The 20,352-nt window shown below is 56.5% G+C and carries 11 protein-coding genes and 2 pseudogenes; 5 read left to right on the top strand and 8 right to left on the bottom strand.

Annotated elements, in window-relative coordinates:
- Nucleotides 1–180 precede the first annotated feature (180 nt).
- Nucleotides 181–1,281 (bottom strand): annotated as a pseudogene (locus tag G4G93_RS26470) (IS3 family transposase).
- Between the two features lie 406 nt (nucleotides 1,282–1,687).
- Between G4G93_RS26470 and G4G93_RS26475 the strand changes: the two are divergent.
- Together G4G93_RS26475 and G4G93_RS26480 are read left to right on the top strand one after the other, a co-directional pair.
- On the top strand, nucleotides 1,688–3,385 hold the full coding sequence (locus G4G93_RS26475) for a methyl-accepting chemotaxis protein (RefSeq protein ID WP_048445550.1): 1,698 nt from the start codon (nucleotides 1,688–1,690) through the stop codon (nucleotides 3,383–3,385).
- Nucleotides 3,386–3,395: 10 nt separating this feature from the next.
- Nucleotides 3,396–3,719: a hypothetical protein gene (locus G4G93_RS26480; RefSeq protein ID WP_157080679.1), complete on the top strand. Its 324-nt coding sequence runs from the start codon at nucleotides 3,396–3,398 to the stop codon at nucleotides 3,717–3,719.
- Nucleotides 3,720–4,301: 582 nt separating this feature from the next.
- Here G4G93_RS26480 and G4G93_RS26485 read toward each other — a convergent pair.
- Nucleotides 4,302–4,808, bottom strand: a complete 507-nt coding sequence (locus G4G93_RS26485) for a MucR family transcriptional regulator (RefSeq protein WP_165088707.1) — start codon at nucleotides 4,806–4,808, stop codon at nucleotides 4,302–4,304.
- Nucleotides 4,809–5,370: 562 nt separating this feature from the next.
- On the opposite strand from G4G93_RS26485, the gene G4G93_RS36485 reads away from it, so the two are divergent.
- Entirely contained in the window at nucleotides 5,371–6,456 is a 1,086-nt protein-coding gene (locus G4G93_RS36485) for a methyl-accepting chemotaxis protein (protein ID WP_048445549.1), read from the top strand.
- A gap of 94 nt (nucleotides 6,457–6,550) precedes the next feature.
- Complete coding sequence (locus G4G93_RS26495) at nucleotides 6,551–7,579, top strand: GGDEF domain-containing protein (protein ID WP_053080422.1); 1,029 nt, start codon at nucleotides 6,551–6,553, stop codon at nucleotides 7,577–7,579.
- Between the two features lie 1,657 nt (nucleotides 7,580–9,236).
- Here the strand turns inward: G4G93_RS26495 and G4G93_RS26500 are convergent.
- The 5 genes and pseudogenes from G4G93_RS26500 to G4G93_RS26520 form a co-directional block, all read right to left on the bottom strand.
- Entirely contained in the window at nucleotides 9,237–9,509 is a 273-nt protein-coding gene (locus tag G4G93_RS26500) for a hypothetical protein (RefSeq protein ID WP_157080678.1), read from the bottom strand.
- Between the two features lie 300 nt (nucleotides 9,510–9,809).
- A pseudogene (locus tag G4G93_RS36150) lies at nucleotides 9,810–10,133 on the bottom strand (transposase); the annotation flags it as partial.
- 110 nt (nucleotides 10,134–10,243) lie between these two features.
- Nucleotides 10,244–11,941 carry a methyl-accepting chemotaxis protein gene (locus G4G93_RS26510; protein WP_048445548.1) on the bottom strand — a complete coding sequence of 566 codons (1,698 nt, stop codon included), beginning with the start codon at nucleotides 11,939–11,941 and terminating at the stop codon, nucleotides 10,244–10,246.
- A gap of 176 nt (nucleotides 11,942–12,117) precedes the next feature.
- Nucleotides 12,118–13,854 (bottom strand): methyl-accepting chemotaxis protein, encoded by a 1,737-nt coding sequence (locus G4G93_RS36490; protein WP_083469286.1) that lies wholly within the window; start codon nucleotides 13,852–13,854, stop codon nucleotides 12,118–12,120.
- A gap of 473 nt (nucleotides 13,855–14,327) precedes the next feature.
- A complete protein-coding gene (locus tag G4G93_RS26520; protein ID WP_165088711.1) occupies nucleotides 14,328–17,648 on the bottom strand; it encodes a PAS domain S-box protein in 3,321 nt (1,106 codons plus the stop codon).
- 670 nt (nucleotides 17,649–18,318) lie between these two features.
- Here G4G93_RS26520 and aqpZ point away from each other — a divergent pair.
- Nucleotides 18,319–19,053, top strand: a complete 735-nt coding sequence (gene aqpZ / locus G4G93_RS26525) for an aquaporin Z (protein WP_083469284.1) — start codon at nucleotides 18,319–18,321, stop codon at nucleotides 19,051–19,053.
- A gap of 1,155 nt (nucleotides 19,054–20,208) precedes the next feature.
- Here aqpZ and G4G93_RS26530 read toward each other — a convergent pair.
- Nucleotides 20,209–20,352, bottom strand: a 144-nt coding sequence (locus G4G93_RS26530) for an ATP-binding protein (RefSeq protein WP_165088713.1), incomplete at its 5' end; no start/stop codon positions are given.

The raw sequence follows: 20,352 nt of genomic DNA on the forward strand, positions 1-20,352 counted from the left end.
GGTCTCCCATCGTGAATTCGCCGTAGCTCTGCCCTGCGGGGCGGGGCTTCGCGCGGTCCAGCAGCGGATGATGTTGCCGGGTAGAGCCGTGTCGAGCGCTGGTCAGCCTCCATCGGAGTGGTCCGCCCTGAAGTATGGCTTTGAGCCGACGTGGTCCTGCCCCGGTTTGTGGTCCACGGCCTATGCAAGTTCTCGGGCTGTGACAGCTTGGTTGGCAAAGGCTCGAGGCGTCAAGCCGCCCAGGGCCGTGTGGGGTCGGTCCTCGTTGTAGCGGCACCTCCATTCCTCAATGCGCGCGGGCATCGGCGAGCGACAAGAACCACGACGCATTCAGACATTCTGCCCGTAGGCGGCCGTTGAATGCCTCGATGTAGGCGTTGTCCGTCGGCTTGCCCGGACGGGAGAAGTCGATCTCGACCCCGTTCAGGTCAGCCCATTGGTCGAGCATCCGCCCGGCACATTCAAGCCCATTGTCCACCCGCAGGCTTTTGGATCTCCCGCGGAGCCGGATCAGCGCGTCGAGAACCTCCACGACCTGGAAGGCGCGGAAGGTGGCTCTCGGTGTCAGCGAGAGCGCCTGTCGCGTGTGGCAGTCCACCACGGTCAGGATCCGGAACGGACGTCCGTCGAAGAGGCCATCGGACACGAAGTCCATCGCCCAGACCTCGTTGGGGCCGCTGATGGCGGACCACCCTTGCCGGTAGCGCCAGGCCCGCTTGCGCTTGGGCAGCTTGGGCCGGATCGACAGCCCCTCGTCCCGGTAGAGCCGGTAGGTGCGCTTGTGGTTCACGATCCAACCCTCCCGCCGCAACAGGACGTGCAGTCGCCGGTAGCCGTAGCGGACCCGCGTAGCTGCCAACTCCTTCAGCCGCATGCGCAGCGCTACCTGTGGATCCGAGCGGGTCCTGTAGCGCTGGGACGAGCGGCCGAAGCCGGTAGCCTGGCAGGCCCTCCACTCGCTGATGCCGTAGGTCACCTGCAGATGACCGGCGACCTCGCGGCGAACGGCGGGCCTCACCACTTTCGCTTGAGCACGTCCTGCAGCATGGAACGATCCAACGTCAGGTCGGCGATCAACGGTTTGAGCTTACTGTTCTCGTTCTCTAATTGCTTAAGGCGTCGGATCTCCGACATGCCTATGCAGACGAACTGCTTCTTCCAGCGGTAAAAGGTCGGCTCGGACACGCCCATCTTCCGGCAGACCTCATCCACTGTTGCACCGTTCTCCGCCTACCTGAGGGCGAAGGCGATCCGTTCGTTCGTGAAGCGTTTGCGAGGCATGGCATCCACCCTCCTTCAGGGTTCAGAATGCCCGAAAATCTTGCGCTCGGCCCGGACCAGTTTCGTGGGTCAGGGTCAGTTCACGTGGCGGTGGGCATGTACTGGGACATGAAGGCGCGTCATGAACTTGGGCTGCGCGGCATCTGTGTGAACCGGCGGGGCGAGCCAGGGAACCCGGACTGGCCACCTTGCGCGGAAGTGCCGGACTTGGGTGGAGCCGCTACTTTGCTCCTGCCCGCCTGATCCTGACGCCGTATGGCAGGTCATCCGATGTGGGTCACCATTAGCTTCTGACCATAGCATCATGCATCATTTTGCCCTCGTTTAACGGTGAAATGCACGGTTACGGTAAGCAATCTTTCGTGTTTGCTGCCCAACTAATTAACCCTCACAAGAGGGTAATGAGATGCTGCGGCTTTCCAATCTCAAGATAGTCACAAAAATTCTAATTCCATTAGCGGTTGTGTCGGCAATTGCAACAGGATTGGTTTATTATGCTCATGCAACTTTCAGTGCCTTGAGCGATCGAACTCAAAATATTGTTGATGTCCAAGTTGCCAGACTCGAAAGCATGCTGACCGTTCACATCAACGTGAATGAGGCTCTGGTTCAAAATCGCAACATCATTATCGAGGCGCGCGAGGCCGAAATGGCGGCTTACAAAGCGCGCTACGATCAAGCGATAAAGAATACATATAACGCTATTGATAGAACTATCACCCTTGCAGGTACATCTGAGCGTCGCTCGACTCTCAATAATTTGCGAAAAGAAGTCGAAGCGTTTTACAAAATTTTAGACCGGTCGACCGAAGCAGGTCTTAAGAGTGAGCCTGCAACCGCGAGCGAGATCGCTCTTTTTGAGGGCGCTGCCGCTCGCGCGAAAGTTCAGCAATTTGTTCAATCTCGCCTTGATATTCTTACAAGAGAATTGACAGATGCGAAGCATGACGCACAGGAAAAAGCCGACGCCGCCACGATGCGACTGATCGTGTTGGCCATCGCGGGGTTGTTATTGACGTTCGTCATAGCCCTTTACATTACAGCCTTCGGCATCACTCGCCCACTCTCGAACTTGGTTGGTGTCCTACAAGGCATGGCCAAGGGCAACATCGAGGCTAAGATCCAGGAGTCGGCCCGGCGAGACGAGATCGGTCTCGTCGGCAAGGCGGTCGAGGGTATAAAGGCTCTCGTGGCGCAGAAGGCTGCCGAACAGGCCGAGATCAAGCGCATCGCCGATGAAGCGGCAACCATCGAGCGCCGACGTGCAACGGCCGAACTCGCCGACGTCTTCGAGCAGGCGATCGGCGGCATCGTTGGCATGGTCTCTGCCTCTGCGACCGAGTTGCAAGCCACGGCCTCCACTATGACCGCGACGGCCGCCGAGACGGCTTCGCAGTCCACGACCGTTGCAGCAGCGGCCGAGCAGGCAGCGTCTAATGTCAGCACCGTAGCGGCGGCATCCGAGGAGCTGGGTGCCTCCGTCCAGGAGATCGGGAGGCAGGTGCATGGCTCGGCTTCCCTCGCTCAGATCGCCGTCAGCGAGGCGGATCGCACTGCGCTTCTTGTCGAGGAACTCACCGCGGCCGTCACGAAGGTGGGCGACGTCGTCGGGTTGATCTCGACGATCGCGAGCCAGACGAATCTTCTAGCGCTCAACGCCACAATTGAGGCGGCTCGGGCAGGCGCTGCTGGCCGGGGCTTTGCGGTAGTAGCCGCCGAGGTCAAGGAACTCGCCGCGCAGACCTCCCGGGCAACGGACGAAATCGGAGGGCATATCGGACGTATCCAGGGTGTGACGGGTCAGGCGGTCTCAGCCATTGGCTCGATCACGGCGCGCATTCACGAGATCAACGTGGTGACCACGACCATCGCCTCGGCGGTCGAGGAGCAGAGTGCGGCGACGCAGGAAATCGTGCGCAACGTCGCCCAGGCGGCTACCGGGACCGCTGAGGTAACCTCGAACATCGTCGGCGTCGCCCAGGCGTCGGAAGATACCGGCGCTGCGGCCAGTCAGGTTCTCGCCTCCGCGTCCGAACTCTCCCGACAGTCCGAGCATCTCACGAATGAAGTTCATCGCTTCCTTCAATCTGTTCGCGTTGCATGAGAGTTCGAAAATGGCTGACATCTGTAGTTTTCCTGCAAAATGCATGAGTAGTCATCAATCAAATCGCCTAAGTTTTGAATTGTTCGAGGCGCATGCCGCAGGTGTTGATCATGGCTCTCGGACTGAACATATGCGAACGCTTAGCCAAGGGTTGGATCTGGCTTGCGACATTCTTCAGTCAGAGATGAAAAAATTAGAGGATATGTTGATCAACCTTGATCTTCCTTATGAGGGCACGGGAGCGCTGGCGCGAAGCGTTATAACAAATGCAGAAAACATGAAGAAAATCGTCTTTATGTTTACTGATTCAACAGCTCAACAATTATATCCGTAATTTTCTCGTAGATGTCATGTGTAACACACGCAATGATCTATGTCTGTCATACGGCTCGATGCAATTGCATTGTAACAAGTAGTCTGCCCAGTTACTTCAAAGTGCGGAAGGTAGTCTTAATAAACAGGTCGTTCCAGTCCACAGTCGCAGAAACGTTGGTTAGCGTTCCGCATTCACATTGGTCAGATCACGAGCACGAATTGGAGAAACATTGCTCTGAAGTTCGGAACCACAGCATCGAACGCAATGTTCCTCCATGCAGGTGGTAAGCTAGGGTCGCCCTGCGCCTCTAGCACCAGAGTGGGACCAGGAACGGGTTACGGATGGTAGAAAATTAGGTGAGCATGTCATGGCGAGCCGGGGTGTTCCCTCCGAAGAGACCCGGCTCGCCGGCCTTGCTGAAGATCCCGCCTACAGCTTGGCTGATGAGGCTTATCAACCAATTTGTGGTCAGGACAAAGGGGAAACTGTCGTCTTCCAGCCGGATGGTGACGCCAGCCGAACGACCAAAGGGCGGCAACCTAGTGTGACTGCCGGACCGATGTTCTCCCGCTAACAGTCTTCCAGCGTAGCCAGTCGCTGTCACTCCGCAGCGGCTTCGGCCTTCTTCGGCCGGCCACGGCGGGCAGATGCGGCAGGCCCACCCGCCTGCGCCTCAGCTTCCGCCCTTCGCGCGGCCGCGCGGTCACGCCGGATCTGGCCAAGGCCAGCGTTCTTGGCGAGTTCGGAACGCTTGGCGGCGTAGTTAGCTGCCACCATTGGGTAATCCCGTGGCAAGCCCCACTTCTGGCGATAATCGTCGACGGTCATTCCGCGGCTAGTCAGATGCCTCCTCAGCGATTTGTACTGGCGACCGTCCTCAAGGCTGATCAGGTAGTCCGGAGTCACCGTCTTACGGATTGGGACCGGAGGCGTGGGTTTCTCGACCTCAGGCGTTATTGGCGGAGATAGCTTGACTAACGCTGCATATACTGCGGAAATAAGGCTTGCAAGCTCGGACGCTGGAACATTATTATTAGCTACGTGTGCACCGACGATGTCGACGGCGAGACCGATAAAATCGGTATCGTGCTGTGCGATGTCATTCATAGCTAGGATCCAACTATTAATTTTCAACGGGACCAAGATAGCGCTCTGTAGGATGAGCCAGTCAAGCCTCATTACGATGAGGAAGATTTTACATGTTCCGTAGCTAATTTACCACAGGTCGAGACATCGTGGTTTCTGACGATGTAAGCGTCACGCGTGCTAGGAACCCAAAAAGGGCAAGCTGCTGGGGGCTTCACGCACAATCGCGGGATTTGCCGAGAAGCGGCCTTGGGCTCAAAGAATAGAGGCAGTGCTTCGCGCGGATTTCTGTGCAGCACGGCACCGACAATCTGGATCTTCTCAGCATGTTGAGGAGGATAGAGATTATGAGCCGGCGTTCGCAGGATCAGCGGCAATGAATTTGTTGAAGCTGTTGCAACCAAAAATTTATTTGAGTTCTTCAAAATCAATTTAAAATGTAAAAATAGAGATAGGTTATATGCATATCGATCTAATCCGATTTGAAAAAAGCATATTATCTATTCATTTAGAGTAATAATTCATCTTCATGTTAGTAAATTTATGTGTTCACTTTGAGTCGCTTCGAAGGCCAGATTGAACCATGCCTCCAACATCAAAAACCGCTGTCCAAGATGTATCCTGGCGCCCGACTTTAGTCGATGTGGCCAACGAGACGGATGCAGTCCGCCGGATCACGGCCGAAAAGACCCGGGCGATCCAGAGCATTACCACACAGGTCAAAATGCTCGCCCTGAACGCACTCATCGAGGCGGCTCGGGCTGGCGAGCAGGGACGCGGCTTTTCCGTCGTCGCTCAGGAGGTTCGCGCGGTTGGCGCCCAGGTAGAGGCCATTGCCACTGCCCTTCAGGCCGAGCTCGCGGGGCGCATCACTGGCCTGCAGGAGATGATGCGCCGCCTCAGCGAGACGGCACAGGGTGAACGGCTGGTTGACCTCGCCCTGAATGCGATCGAATTGATCGACCGCAACCTATACGAGCGCACTTGCGATGTACGCTGGTGGGCGACCGATCCCGCCATCGTCGCCTGCGCGGTCGAACCCACGCCGGAGCGCATTGCCTACGCTACCGAGCGCCTGAGCGTTATCCTATCGGCCTACACTGTCTATCTCGACCTCTGGCTCTGCGACGTGTCCGGCCGCGTCGTGGCGAATGGGCGCCCCGACCGTTTCCCTCAGGTTGTCGGCGCGAGCGTGGCGACTGAGACATGGTTCCGCCGCGCCTTGGCACTGCCGAGCGGCGACGAGTACGCGGCAGACGAGGTGACAACACGCCCTCTCCTCGGCGACGCGCAGGCGGCGACCTACTGCGCCAGCGTGAGAGAGGCAGGCCGAGCTGACGGGAGACCGCTTGGAGTGCTGGCAATTCACTTCGACTGGGAGCCGCAGGCGCGAGCCATCGTTACGGGCGTGCGGGTCGCGCCTGAGGATCGGGATCGCACCCGCGTGATGCTGGTCGACGCGGCCGGTCGCGTGCTCGCCTCGTCGGACGGGCGAGGAGCACTGAGCGAGACGCTGCACCTCGACCAAGACTCGCGTGCGGGTGGTTTCGCGACAGATCTCCGCACCGGTACGGTCACTGCCTTCCACCGCACCCCGGGCTACGAGACTTACGTCGGGCTCGGCTGGTCCGGCGTGATCGTGCAGACCTCGGCCGGCATGGCCGACTGAACCACCTGTGCCCGTGCGGCACACTTCCCTATTCGGTTGAGCACGCTGCCTTTCTCACCTGCCGATCAAACTCTCCAGTCCGGGTTGTCAGCCTATGCCGCCCCACTCCGCCTCGCCATCCACTTCTGCCAACACCATCGGCAGGCTGGAAGCTTTGGTCACCTCAACGCTGGAGACGATCCGGACCCACAGTCTCCCTCCAACCCCGCACACTTTTCAACGCCTCTTCCAGCACTTCAGCGCCCCGCAAGCTGATGTCGCGCTGGGCGAGCTGCTAGCGCACCTCACATCCAACAACGGGATGGTCGCCGAGACCCTTGCCGCGGATGTGGATATAATGGTGGAAGAGGGAGCCCTTGCCCTGCAGGAGGAGGCCGGCCAGCTCGTTACGGCGTTAGCCGGTACGGAGGCTGTTCTGGCTCGCTACGGCGCCGTGCTCGATGGATGCACGAGAACACTCGCTCCAACGAACTCAGAGAGCTTGCTGGTGCAGTCTATCGCCCTGCTGGCGCAGGAGACAGCACGGATGAGCGCTCGTAACACCTTCCTCGCGGAGGAGCTGCGCGCGTCGACTGCACGCGTGGGTCAGCTGCAGCAGAGCTTGGCAGTTGTGCGGCAGGAGGCGTCAGTCGATGCGCTGACGGGGATCGCCAACCGCCGAGCGTTTGATGCACGGCTGCGCCGCCAGCTCGGGCAAGCGAAGAGGAATGAGGCGGCACCGTTCTGCTTGGTGCTGCTGGATGTCGATCACTTCAAGCGCTTCAACGATACGCACGGGCACCGCACGGGTGACCGCGTGCTGCGCCTAGTCGCACAGATGCTGACCGCGAACGTGAAGGGCAAGGACTTCGTGGCGCGCTACGGCGGGGAGGAGTTTGCCATACTGTTGGGGGACGTTGACGAGGAGACAGCGGCTGCAATCGCGCGCCAGATTTGCGCCCGTTTAGCTGCCAAGAGGATCGTGAAGCGCGAGACGGGAGAGGAGATCGGAGCGATCACCCTGTCAGGTGGCATCGCACAGGTTCGGCTGAACGATACGCAGGGTAGTTTAATCGAACGCGCGGATCTAGCCCTCTATGCAGCAAAGCATGAGGGGAGAAATCGAGTTTGCATGAATTATTAGCCTGCGATGCGAGCGAGCACATAAAATATCTGCTTGTCCGACTTTCATAATTGAAGTATAAATAACTATCTGACGGATTATATTTAGAATAAATGATTGCTTGCAATAGTTTTATTCTGACAAACTCTACACTGTCTTACTGTTTATTTTCACAATAAGGAGTGTCTTAGCTCTTCAAACAGCCAGCCTCTCCGGATCTGCCGCGAACCTAACACCCGACGAATGGTAAGAGCATCTTTACCCAACATTAACCATGATGATCGTCTAATATGGCAATGCCGACTCATTCGACGCAGCTTCCTCCGCTTGATCCACTCGCGGATGCACGAGCTCTCCAGGCCAGCATCGTGGCCCTGCGACTTCTTCTGGCAGCGCAGAGCCGCCAGTTTGAGATAATTGAACGTCGCTTCGTCCCAGCTGGTACTCCGGCCGAGATGGGAACTCGTCGCTTGCGCGTACTCAAAACCAAAGGCTTCTAATCCCTGTCGGTTAGACGCCTATATTGCCGTTGTCCGCAATCTTCAAGCAATCGATCATCGCAGACAGCTCCGGGTCGTTCTGTCAACCTGCCCTCCACTTGCTATTCGTACGAGACAGATGAGTCTGCAGTCAGCTTCGGTGTGACCATGACACATCGCTCGCCAGCCGCAGTATGTGAGTGGTATTGACGACAGGCGTCCTGCCTTGCGCAGCGCTACAGCACCATCGTCATCGATCTAATGCAGCGGCGCACCAGTGCTGTGCTGTCCAGTCGCGAGCACGGCACTGTCAACAAGTGGCTGTCGGCGGCATCCTGAGAGCGCCATCGTCGCACCTGATCACAGGGGCATCTCGCCTGAGCTGCGAAGCGGCGGCTCGCAAGCCTGCTTGGTCAATCAAGGTTGCCAAATCGGGTTCGCTCTGACCGGAAGCCCGTGCGCTCAACTCGGCAAACTTGACGAGGGTGCGCTGGACATCGTCATAGATCGGCGGCGCTGTTGGTGGTGTGATCACCACTGACATGACGGGTAGCCGACCAGCGAGCGTGAGGTCTCGGCCATCGTGCTGCCTCCGGCGAATCAAGACGAAGTGACTTTCTACCTGAACCAGCAATCGGTGTAACGCATACCATTGGTTGCAATTGCCAAGCTCGTCTGCGAGGTATGCTCTCGCGTGTATCGCATATTGATCGACCGCGATCCAAAGACTATACAAATGATGAGATGCCTTTAATCGCATTAATTATCGGGTGTTTTTTAATGATTTTAGAACGAAAAATACATATAAACATGTTATTTTTGATTGAAATAATATAGTACAAGCGATTTCAAGAATTGTTATATGCTCTAGCCGCTGTTCTATAGTTATAGAACGATTGCAACATGCTGAGCGCGAGAGATTTCATCCAAAGTTAGCTTATTATAAAAACGCCCGGCGCGAACATATCGCCCGGGCGTTAAGTGACGCATACAAAACAACAGGAAATTCTTACAAAAGACTCATAGCCGAGCGAGGCAAGCGCCTGGCAGGAATGAGTGCCTCTCTAACGAGCCATCCGGCATTAAGGTTCCAAAAATTTCGGAAAAATAATCTGCAGTTAACAACAAACAGTTTTGTTTCATATTATGATCAAATTATCTAATTAGTTTCTTTAAATTTTCAATTAATAATATACAGGCTAATCTAAATTACGGTCATATCCGTATAATTTATCGTATTTACTACTCACAACTGCAAGCTTTTCTCTTAGCTGAACAGCTTTTGAGCGGTGCAAATTAGATAAAACACGGAGCATATCGGCGTCACGAGAGTTTCCAGAGTAGTCTGACACGAGAGCGACCTCTTCAATTTCTAAGGCAAGCTCTTCATCAGCGATGATACCGCTCACTATAACACGCATCATCTCGAGCATCTCGTACCGCATGAATGTTTTACTGGCAGTAAAAATCATTCTCAATCTCATATAATACAATATAATAGGAGTCATCTTTGTTGGGGTTATGAGGCGTAATCACTAGCGCGCAGACTCCTTCAAAAAGTGCATCGAGCATAGCAAATTCCTGCATGATTGCAGGCGATGGGCGAGTGATCATGTGGCACATTCGCTCGGGCCAGTTCACTAGGCTCAATCACCAACAATAATGTGTGAGCGAGTCGCCTGACGAGGATCATGGAGGCAGCGAGAACGAAAGCCGGGTGCGGAGAACGCAGTCGCCTCGTGGTCGTGGGCGAGCTAATGGAAGCGGTTGATCCGGCCGATGGCGTGCTCGCGATCAGCCATCGTCAGGGCGTGAGCCAGCCGCTCGCATACCCTCTGCCTTCGAGAGGCGCAGGAACCAACACTGCACTGTGCATCATGGTGGAAACTCGTGCGGCAGGTGACGCGACGCGCAGCCGGCGCGCAGAACGTAGAGGATTCCGTCCGACGCCGCGCGCAACGGCCAGCGCCAAGGGCGCCTTGTCCGGGACGGGGCGAGCAGCAGCGGCGCGAGCACAGCCCACTCGGCGTCGCTCAGAAAGATTTCATAAGGCCAGTACCGTGCTCAAGGTCAGCGTGGGCGATCGGTGTCCATATTGGGTCTATCGGGTGATCGTTATACACTTTCCTAACACACGCGAAGCCTGCCACTCACCAAATCTTCAAGCTAAATTTCCTTTATGGATTGGGGTGTCACGACCAGACAGCTAGGCTGTACGAACTGACTGAAGGAAGCGATGAACTTCACTCGTTAAGTGCTCAGATTGTCGTGAAAGCTGCGATACGGATAGGAGCATCTGACTGGCCGCACCTCCAGTGTTTCCTGATGCCTGAGCAACGCCAGCTATGTTGTTGGTTACCTCTGTCGTGCCAGCCGCGGCTTGAGCGACGTTGCGTACGATTTCACGGGTTGCTGCGCCTTGCTGTTCCACTGCCGCAGCAATGGAGGAGGAGATCGCGTCGAGGTCGCTGATCCGCTTGGTGATGCCTCCGATGGCAGACACCGCCTGCACGGTGAAAGTTTGGATTTCGCTGACCTGGGCCCTAATTTCGCTCGTTGCCTTGGCCGTCTGCCCGGCTAGCGCCTTGACCTCTGCGGCGACGACCGCGAACCCCTTGCCCGACTCGCCGGCGCGCGCCGCCTCTATCGTGGCGTTCAAGGCCAGCAGGTTCGTCTGGTCTGCGATATTGGCAATAGCCTGCACGATGTTGTCGACACGGCCTGCTGCCTCGCTCAAGGCCTGCACCAAGCCGGCCGTGGCGTCCGCTTCCGTGGCTGCTGCGCTAGCAGCCTTAGCGGCTCCGGACACTTGGCGCCCAATCTCCTCGACCGAAGTGCCAAGCTCCTCGGTTGCAGCAGCAACTGTCGACACGTTCGAGGCCGCCTGCTCGGCGGCGGCAGCCACGGCAATTGCTTGGGTCGCCGTCTCTGTGGCCGTCTCAGCCATGCCCTCGGATGTTGCCTTGAGCTGCGTGGCAGCCCCAGTGACACCTGAAACGATACTGCCGACCGCAGCCTCGAAGCTGTCCGCCATGTCATGCAGGGCGGCCCGGCGCTGACTCTCGGCATCGATGCGAACCTGAACGGTCTCAGCCTCAAGCGACCGTGTACGGACCATCCCGGCGCGAAAGACCTCAACGGCCCGAGCCATGGCACCGACTTCGTCGCGGCGTGCGGTGCCCGGTACCTTGGCCTCGATATCGCCATTGGCCATGCGATGCATGGTAGCCTCTAAGCCTCGCAGAGGCACCATGGCACGCCGCAGTGCAATCAGCAGTACGACCGTTCCAATCAGGCAGAGAAGCGCTCCGATCCCAGCGGCGCGGAGCATGGTCTCGTGAAGAGCCGCCAGGTAGTCGTCTTTGATGACGCCGACGTACAGAATGCCGAGCACCTCGCCCTGCGCGTCCAGGATAGGCTCGTAGGCTGCGAGGTAGGCCTTACCAAGAATGTCGACCTCGCCGCGGTAAGCTTCACGGCGACCCAGGACAGCGTCGCGAGCAGGGCCTGGAGCGAGCTTGGTGCCGACAGCGCGACGGCCATCAGCGTTCACGACCGTCGTGGCGATGCGCGTGTCACCTAAGAAGATAGTCGCCGTCCCGCCGACGATGTCCTTGACGCGGTCTAGTGCGGGTTCGGCTTCATTAATAACATGCGACCCGACACTTAGGCGCCCGTTCACGTTCTTGAAGGTCGTGCCGCCGCCTTCGTCGGCGAGTGTGACACGCAGAAGTTTCATGTTTCGATTGAGGGCAGCGTCGCCCCTACGCACCATCTCGGACCTCATGTCGAGAACGGTCAACGTGAGTGCACCAGCGCAAGCTAGCACGAGGAGCGCTGTGCCGATGAGACTGATCCGGGCGCTGAGCGTCAGGGCACAGTAATGACGAAGGTAAGCGATCATTTTCCCTCTGTGAGCCGAATGGCTCTTTTTGACATAAGCACATTTGTCTGTTGCGGATATATAATTTTTTGCAAGGTTATGTTTTAGTTTTTTATAAAATCTTAAATATTTCATCATAATTTACGTTGATGAAGATTTATCAAGGCACAATTAGTTAAAAATGTAAAATATTTTTATTACATCCTATATGCCATCCGAAAGCCGCCCCAATGGCGATTTTTAACGTAGATTGGTGCATCAACCTCTTGCATCATGACACTTAGGTTCTCACCCATATCACGAGCATAAGATTGAATGAGAAATAGTTCTGTGTTGCGCGCTGCCATCAGCCCGGCGCGGTCATCGAAGATCCGTCGATTACGGCTATTAGAGGTATTCCACGCTAGATCACCTGTCCGCTGTGGATGAGAGTACTTGCGATTATGAACTGGAAGATAAGCATTGCGATCCACAGATGCGCAGAAAATCAAGCAAGAATCTGATCCTAGTAGGCGCTCTTGGATAGGTGTTAAAATATTCTCTAAAACCGATGTTGATTGTGTCAAATACTGCTGTGGGTTAGTTCCCAGCACTGGCTGATAGGTTGTATCGAACAGCGCTGCCTCGCTCAGTTCGCCACTCGCGATGACTGACTCGAAGGCAGATCCAATTTCTGTTGCAGCGGATTGCGCTCTGGCAATCCGCACTGCGTTCTGCGCGTTCACGGAGTTCGTGAGGTGTTGGAGCGCTGACGCGTATCCTTCTGGTGTTCTTAAAACCTGAAGGTGCATACCTAATGCGCTAATACCAGCCACACGAACTAAGATACATCCGAATTCTTCTATAATAATTTCTAGAGTTGAATTAATGCTTAGATGTATGTCATTAGGTGAAGACACAAGGAAGCCACCTAGACTAATATCGATAGTGCGTGTTTTATAGCTATATCCAGGCAGCAGCAACGTCGCTTCAAGTGCAACTGGTAGGCGCGGGTACTTACGGCGATTGCCCAGTGGGTTCGCGCGCAGGACAACGAGCGTGCGTCCTTGTAGACGATCAACGGTGTTTGAGGAGGCCGCCGTCGCGAGGCTGATGGATGTGGCAGCTTCTGCCTGCTCCTGGATTGCTGCGGCACTTCCGACAACCTGGCCCACGAACCCGGCAACGGCTTCAGCCGAGCGGGTCAGCTCGGCCGTCGAGGCATTCTGCTCCTCAATAGCCGCCACGACCTCAACGAACTTCGGCCCGACCTGCGCTACGAGGCCGGCAGCCTCTATGACCGTCTGAGCAGAGTGAGTGGCGTCCTGCTGAAGGCGCGCGATGCTACCACGGATCTGATCCGTCGCTCTGGCAGTTTGGCTGGCTAACTCCTTGACCTCCTGCGCCACAACGGCGAAGCCTCGACCCTGTTGACCTGCGCGACTAGCTTCGATCATGGCATTGAGTGCCAGAAGGTTTGTCTGCTTGGCAATGCCAGCTACTACATCGACCACGGTGCCGATTTGGCTGGAGGACGTGCGCAGGTGGTCGATTTGCGACTGAGCAGCACCGACTACTGCCGTAACCTGTTCCAGAAGGCCAGCGGCAGTGTGGATTTGTGTACTGATGTTTTGAGAAGCTTGAGTGAGTTCTTTGGCCGCCTGAGCTAGAAGCACCGCAGTTCCGTCAACTGCCTTTGTCTCACCTACAAGCGCGGCCGTACGTCCACTGATTTCTGAGAGAGCATCGCCAGCTCGACGAACGGAGCAACTGACTTGGTTTGAAGCCTGCTGAACAGTACTAATGAGATTACAAAGATCTTGTTCGATTTGTAAAATAACTGGCTCGGCCAGCTCGTGAATTGCTAATTTACTTTCTTGCTGACTTTGCTGGATAGGGACGACATGCTCTTCCACGAGCGTTGGCTTGGGCGCGCGACGCAGACGTGCAAGCATCAGACTGTTCCTTGGCACGTACACTGCGTGCCGATCCAAACAAAGATGGACTTTAAGGTAGTGAATCACAAGTTTTTTAATGAGCAGTTAAAATTATAACAACTAAAAATAAATTTTCCAATGATTGCGCTATCCAAGGTTGAAAAATATTTGTGTTGTTGCTTTTACTGATGAAGCGAAAATGAAAAATGACATAAGTCGTTTCATTAGATTTAAGCGCAAAGTACAATTTCAATCATAAATTTTTATCATCATCAGAAATATAACGGCTTGGTTGATATATTTTATATATTAAAAATCTAAAATATCTTGTAATATTGCCCTAGCGCGCATAATTAATGATAACAAGTATTCATATAATATCGCTGATATCAACAAAGATATAAATTAAAGAAATTGTGGTATAATAATTGAAAATTAAAACACAAATATATAATGATTACTGTAATACACATCGCGATATGCATTGTCGTCTAGGATATGAGAGTAGAAATACTAAACCTGAGCCCTTCCGAAAGATAATCGACGCGTATATCAGCGTTCAGTTCGCGGGCTAAAGCCTCCTGGATCATTTTCGAGCCGAAGCCCCTCCGCGTAGGCGGCGTGACTGGTGGACCGCCCTGCTCCACCCAAGTGAGACTCAGCCGCTTGTGCCCGTTCTCGCCTCGTAGTCGCCAAGAGACAGCCACTCGTCCCTGGGGTAGAGACAATGCCCCGTACTTCGCCGCGTTGGTCGTAAGTTCATGCACGACCATGCTGACTGACACCGCTAGGCGCGCTGAGAGAGCCACCTCGGGGCCATCGAGCTTGACTCTCTCACCCCTCTCATCATCGTAGATGTCGAGTTCGCTACAAAGGAGCGCGCGCAAGTCGGCGCCGGCCCAGCTGCTTTGAGTCAGAAGGTCGTTCGTCTTGGCCAAGCCTGTGAGGCGATTTAATACGCGCGTCTTATAATCCACCACGCTGTCGGCTGAGCGGGCGCTCAACGTCACCACCGCCTGAACTGTTGCGAGCGTGTTCTTCACACGATGGTTCAACTCGCCCATCATCAACCGCAGACGCTCCTCGGCCTGCTTCATGCTCGTGATCTCACGCGAGATGGACAGGAGCCGCGCCGGCTTACCATTTGGTCCGAGCACCGGTGTGACGGACACGTCCCACCACTTGGGCGTACCCTTCATCGTAGGGCAGAAGGCAGTAAATCGGCCAGCACGTCCTTGTGCGGCGGCCTGTATTGCGCGCACCACCTCAGGGCGGGTCTCCTCGGGCCAGAGCTCCGCCCATACGCCATATTGGATACAGGTGAAGTCATCGACCTCCATGGCGCAACGGCCGGGCCCGTTGAGGAACTGCAGCCGGCCCTCAAGGTCCAGGACCTTGATGCAGTCTGGGCTGCTCTCGACCACGCTGCGCGCGAAGACCTCGCTTTCGCGCAGCTGCAGTTCGGCGCGAGCCCGCTCGACCGCGCTCCATAAGCGCTCGCAGGCATCCTCTACGAGCACCGTCTCCTCTTGGCCCCAAATGCGCGGTTCGGGCTCGTGGATGAACAGGATCGCACGTAAGCGCCCGTCCTTGACCAGCGGCACGTCCAAGATGCTGCGTGTCGCGATAGCCTCGTAGGCGGTAACGACCTCAGGCGCACTGGTCCGACGATCCTGTCGGATGTCGGTAATCGAAACGGTCTTGCCCTGCTTCAGCTCAATAATGAAAGCCGATCCAAAATCGTCCATCCGCCAGGTTCCTACGACCGAAGGAACCCGTCCGTCGTTCCAGTCGCGGTGAACTGTAACGTTCTGTTGGGCCTCATCGATCTCGCCGAAGCCGACCTGAGCGACCCTAAGCGTCTCAGCGATGAGGCGGGTCGCACACTCCATCATGGCTTGCGGGTCCGAGAGGCCACGCAGGCCTTCGTTGAGGGCGAGCAGGAACTCTTGCCGACCCGCTGCCGCCTTGCGCCTGCTGATATCCTTGACGCTGGACAGGAAGTGGACTGCACGGCCCCGCTCATCGCGTACAAGTCCAACTGAGAGGTGTGTCCAGATCGCCTTTCCATCCTTGCGAATGTAGCGCTTCTCCATGCTGTAGAATGGGATGCGCCCACGCAGTAACGCCCGAACCTGAGCTTCGTCGGGTCCAACATCGTCCGGGTGGGTGATATCTTGAAAGGTCTTGCCGATCAGTTCCTCATGCGAATATCCGAGAATTTGACAGAGTAGGTCGTTTGCTTGCGTGACATGGCAGTCGAGCGATACGTCGGCGATGCCGATAGGTGCGCGCTCGAACAAGGTGCGAAACCGCGTTTCGCTGGCACGCAGGGATTCTTCGGCTTCCTTGCGACGGGTGACGTCGGTGTGGGTACCCACGGACCGGAGCGGCTGACCGTTTGAGTCTCGGCTGACGATCTTGCCGCGAGTCAGGATCCAGACCCAGCGTCCCTCTTTATGCCAGAGTCGGTGCTCGGCCTCGTAGGAAGGACTCAGGCCGCTGCGATGCCGCTCAAGAGCGTCTAACACCCCCTGCTTGTCTTCAGGGTGGACGAGCTTCTCCCAGGACGAGAACAGATGGGGCAACTCACCAGGCTGGTAGCCAAGCATGGTCTGCCACCGCTCGCTGTACCAAACCTCCCCCGTACTGACGTTCCAGTCCCAGAGCCCGTCGTTCGCACCTTCAAGGGCGAAAGCGTAGCGCTCCCTATCACCTTTGAGGAATGCTTCGCGCTCGCGCAAGCCAATGGAGGCGGCGGCGAGAGCCTCGCCGACCCGATGCAACTCGCGGAATGGGCTGGTTCGCCACTGTACGGGTTCACCGCGTCCTAAGGAACTCGCTGCCGCTGCTAAGCGACCGAGCGGACGGACGAGGTATGACCCGGCGGCGAATGCGGCAGCAGCCAGGATCAAAGAGAGGCCTACACCCCACAGCAGCATCTCACGACGGAGGTCTGCCGTTGGCTTGAGAGCCGAAGCAGCATCCTGTCGAACGAGGACTGCCCAGCCAAGTCCAGGGTAATCCTTGAAGCCCTGCGTGGCCGCCGCGCTGACGAGCGCAGGCTGACCGTTCGGTGTCGACAAAATCTGCCAGCCTTCGCGAAGCAGATGATCGAGACCGGATCCTTTCGGGAGAGCACCTAGCGGGGCGGTTGAGGGTCCGAGTAGGACAGAGCCGTCACGCGCGAGGATAAACACCTCCGCACCCGGCAGGCGTGCATCAAGGGTGCTGCGCAAACTGCGCTCAAGGTCCCGCGCCCATGACCAAGCACAGTGTGCGGCTAGAACCCCGGCTACCTGCCCATCGGCGTTCCGCACGGGCGCGGCCAAGTCGATGAACCGCAACGGTTCATCCGATGCTGTCCTCAGGGCGTGTGCCAGAAGCTCGGCCTCATGCACATCGCCGGCATACATGCCAGCCTGCCCGGCGGCGAACCAGGGGCGCGCGGAGACATCTTGACCAACAAGCAGGTTTCCTGTTGCCGCTTGGACGATGCCAGCCACGTTGGCGTAGCCGACCCAAGCAAGATCCGACTGATTGGCCTTGAGGCGCTCCACTACAGCCCGGCGGTCGTCATCGGACCCTGACACGATCCGCGATGCATCGAGCGTTGCCGTCGTCTGGATATCGCGCCAACGGTCGTAGACGCTGCGGTCGAGGGAGCCGGCAACGAGGGCGGCGTGCTTGGCGAGGTTGAGCCCGATCTGTCGCTCAAGGCGTGCGCCCGCCTCCGAGGTCACGACCAGCGTTGTGGCAACCGTGGCGACGAGCCCAAAGGCGAGAAGGGCTAGAACGGCGGTGAGCCGCACGGAGAGCGCCAGGCGCGTCTTACAATAGGTAAACTCATTGGGTCGCAGGGAAGCGGGCGACGTACGGATTGGCATTGCGACTCCGCTATCCTCACTATCCTGGGATCCGAGCGGCCTTCCTGGCGCTTATCGTAGGGCATAGCAAGGGGGAGTGTTCGCCATGGATGATCAACCAGTTATCGTAGCAGTCTCTCAACTGCATGGAGTCAAAATGATAGATGGCGGGCGAACCATCGCCGTGATGCTCCAAAGCACAGACGGTCGAGACCTAGCTGTGCTCGTATCTGCCGCGGTGGCTGAGGACCTACGTGTGAAGCTCATCACCGGCCTGGACGAAGCAGTGCGCGTCCTAGCCTCACAAGGTAATTATTTACGTTCGTGATGATGTATATTATTCTTTGGATATAAAATAGCAATATGATACCATATGTAATACAAAAACATATTATATTTTTAGTTGTATATCATTGTGGTCAGACGCTCTGTGATTAGCCAGTGTGTGGAGCGATCGTCGCGTGGGACAAAGAGTGGGGGACTTGTTCAACCGACTTTCACTGAATTAAAGCTGACCCCGGTCACTCAGACTTGGTTCAGACTGCGTTCCCCATGTCTCAAGCTTGACGGTCACAGACGTGCTCCGTCACAACCTTGCAGCCCGATGGAGATAGAAATGGAGTTCGACACCACACGGCGCGTTATCGCCGAGCTTTTCGGTACGTTCTGGCTGACGTTTGGCGGCTGCGGGGCAGCCGTGCTCGCCGCTGCATACCCGCAGCTAGGTATTGGTTTTCTGGGCGTTTCCTTCGCCTTTGGTCTTACGGTGCTGACCATGGCCTACGCAGTCGGGCACATCTCCGGCGGCCATTTCAACCCCGCTGTGACCCTCGGCTTATGGGCAGCCGGACGTTGCGCCAATAAGCACGTCGTTCCCTACATCATCGCCCAGGTGATCGGCGCGGTTGTGGGTGCGGCTGTTTTATACTTTATTGCTTCCGGCAAAATCGGCTGGACGCCGGGAGGATTTGCCTCAAACGGCTATGGTGAGCTGAGTCCAGGCAAGTATAACTTGGCGGCCTGCAGTGCAATCGAATCAATTCTAACCTTCTTTTTCCTGTTTATCATCATCGGTACAACGTCCAAGGGCGCAGCCACCGGCTTTGCCGGCATCCCGATCGGCTTTGCGCTGGTACTAATTCACTTGATTTCAATTCCTGTGACCAACACGTCGGTCAACCCAGCTCGTAGCACAGGGGCTGCGGTATTCGCGGGCGGAGAGTACGTGGCACAGCTCTGGTTATTCTGGGTGGCGCCGATTGCTGGTGCGATGATTGCGGGTGCTCTTGCAAAGTGGCTGCACGAGCCTACGAGCCACAATACAGTCGTAGTTGAAAAGCAGGCCGCATAGGCTCTGGTATTACATCCTACTACTTTGGTCGCCGTTCAGTGAACGGCGGCCAAGGAGTAGCGAACGCATTTCCCATAAATTATGTCAAGCAGCATACAAATAAATATTAAATCATTAGAATATTTTTCTAATTATAAAACAATATTTTAGTTATATTATTAAGACACGATCGAATACATTTTGATTATCATCAATGATTAAATCATCGTATATGTCTTTCGTCACACTTAAATTAGGCGAGCTCGATCTGACTTAGCCTTTGAACCGGCTATGACAACTGATTCAATGAGGCTTATTGGCTAGTATCACCTATAATCATGGGCATTTGCGTCCGAGCTAAACGCACCACATGTTTGGAGAGATCGAAGCAACGTAAAGTTGCTAATGCAGATCGGTTAGGCCCGACAACTCCTGCGAATTTGACGGCCAGGGTTAATATGTGCCTTTTTGTAGGCTTCCGCGACCCGTGCGTGTTGCCCGAGTTGCTCAACCCGGAGATCCTGCCGCCGCAGTGAGACCCTGAAAAAGCGAGACCCCCGCCAAGGCGCCAACCTTAGCAGGGGTCTAGAGCCTTGAGGGGCCGATCCAGTCCGATGCAAGGCTGATCGTCCCCGAAATCGCCACTTCTGTCAATCGGAAACCCATTTTCCGACGACGGCGGAGCTTTATCCGGGATCTGAGCGCGCGAGAGCGTGACCCAGCTCGATCTGCCGCGGCCTGACCCCTGAGGCCGACCAATGACCTATGCCGAGATAAAAGAAGCGATCGCGCGGGTTCACCCCGCGTCGCTGCACGGCCTCTCCTGTCAGCTCTGGGGGCTGATGGGCGCTTGGGCGCTGACCGAGGACCAGGTCGGCGAGCTATCTGAGGCGATCGAGGCGCGCCGCCCGGCTAGCCGGGCGTCTCCCGTCGCCGCGTCCCCGGACTCCCCCGCTGTGCCGCTCGCCGCCGTCATGGAGCAGGCCTCAATCTTCCTGCCCCGGACCCGCCCTCGCATTAGCTGTCAAACGGCATCGGAACGGGACCCCTGATCGGCGTCCAATCGGGACCCTTTGTTGCGCGTGGCGCGACGCCCCTGATCAGCCCGGCGAAGCGGGTCGGGGTGGCGCAGCCGGGCTGAGCAGGGGTCCAGGATGAGCTGCGCGCAGACCGCCCTCACGCCCGGTTCTTGAAGCGCCAGCTCTCGTTGCCGGTCTCGACGATCTCGCAGTGGTGGGTCAGTCGATCGAGCAGTGCCGTCGTCATCTTGGCGTCGCCGGCAAACACGCTTGGCCACTCCCCGAACGCCAGGTTGGTCGT

It is taken from the genome of Methylobacterium sp. DB0501, assembly GCF_011043735.1.
Taxonomy (GTDB): Bacteria; Pseudomonadota; Alphaproteobacteria; order Rhizobiales; family Beijerinckiaceae; genus Methylobacterium; species Methylobacterium alsaeris.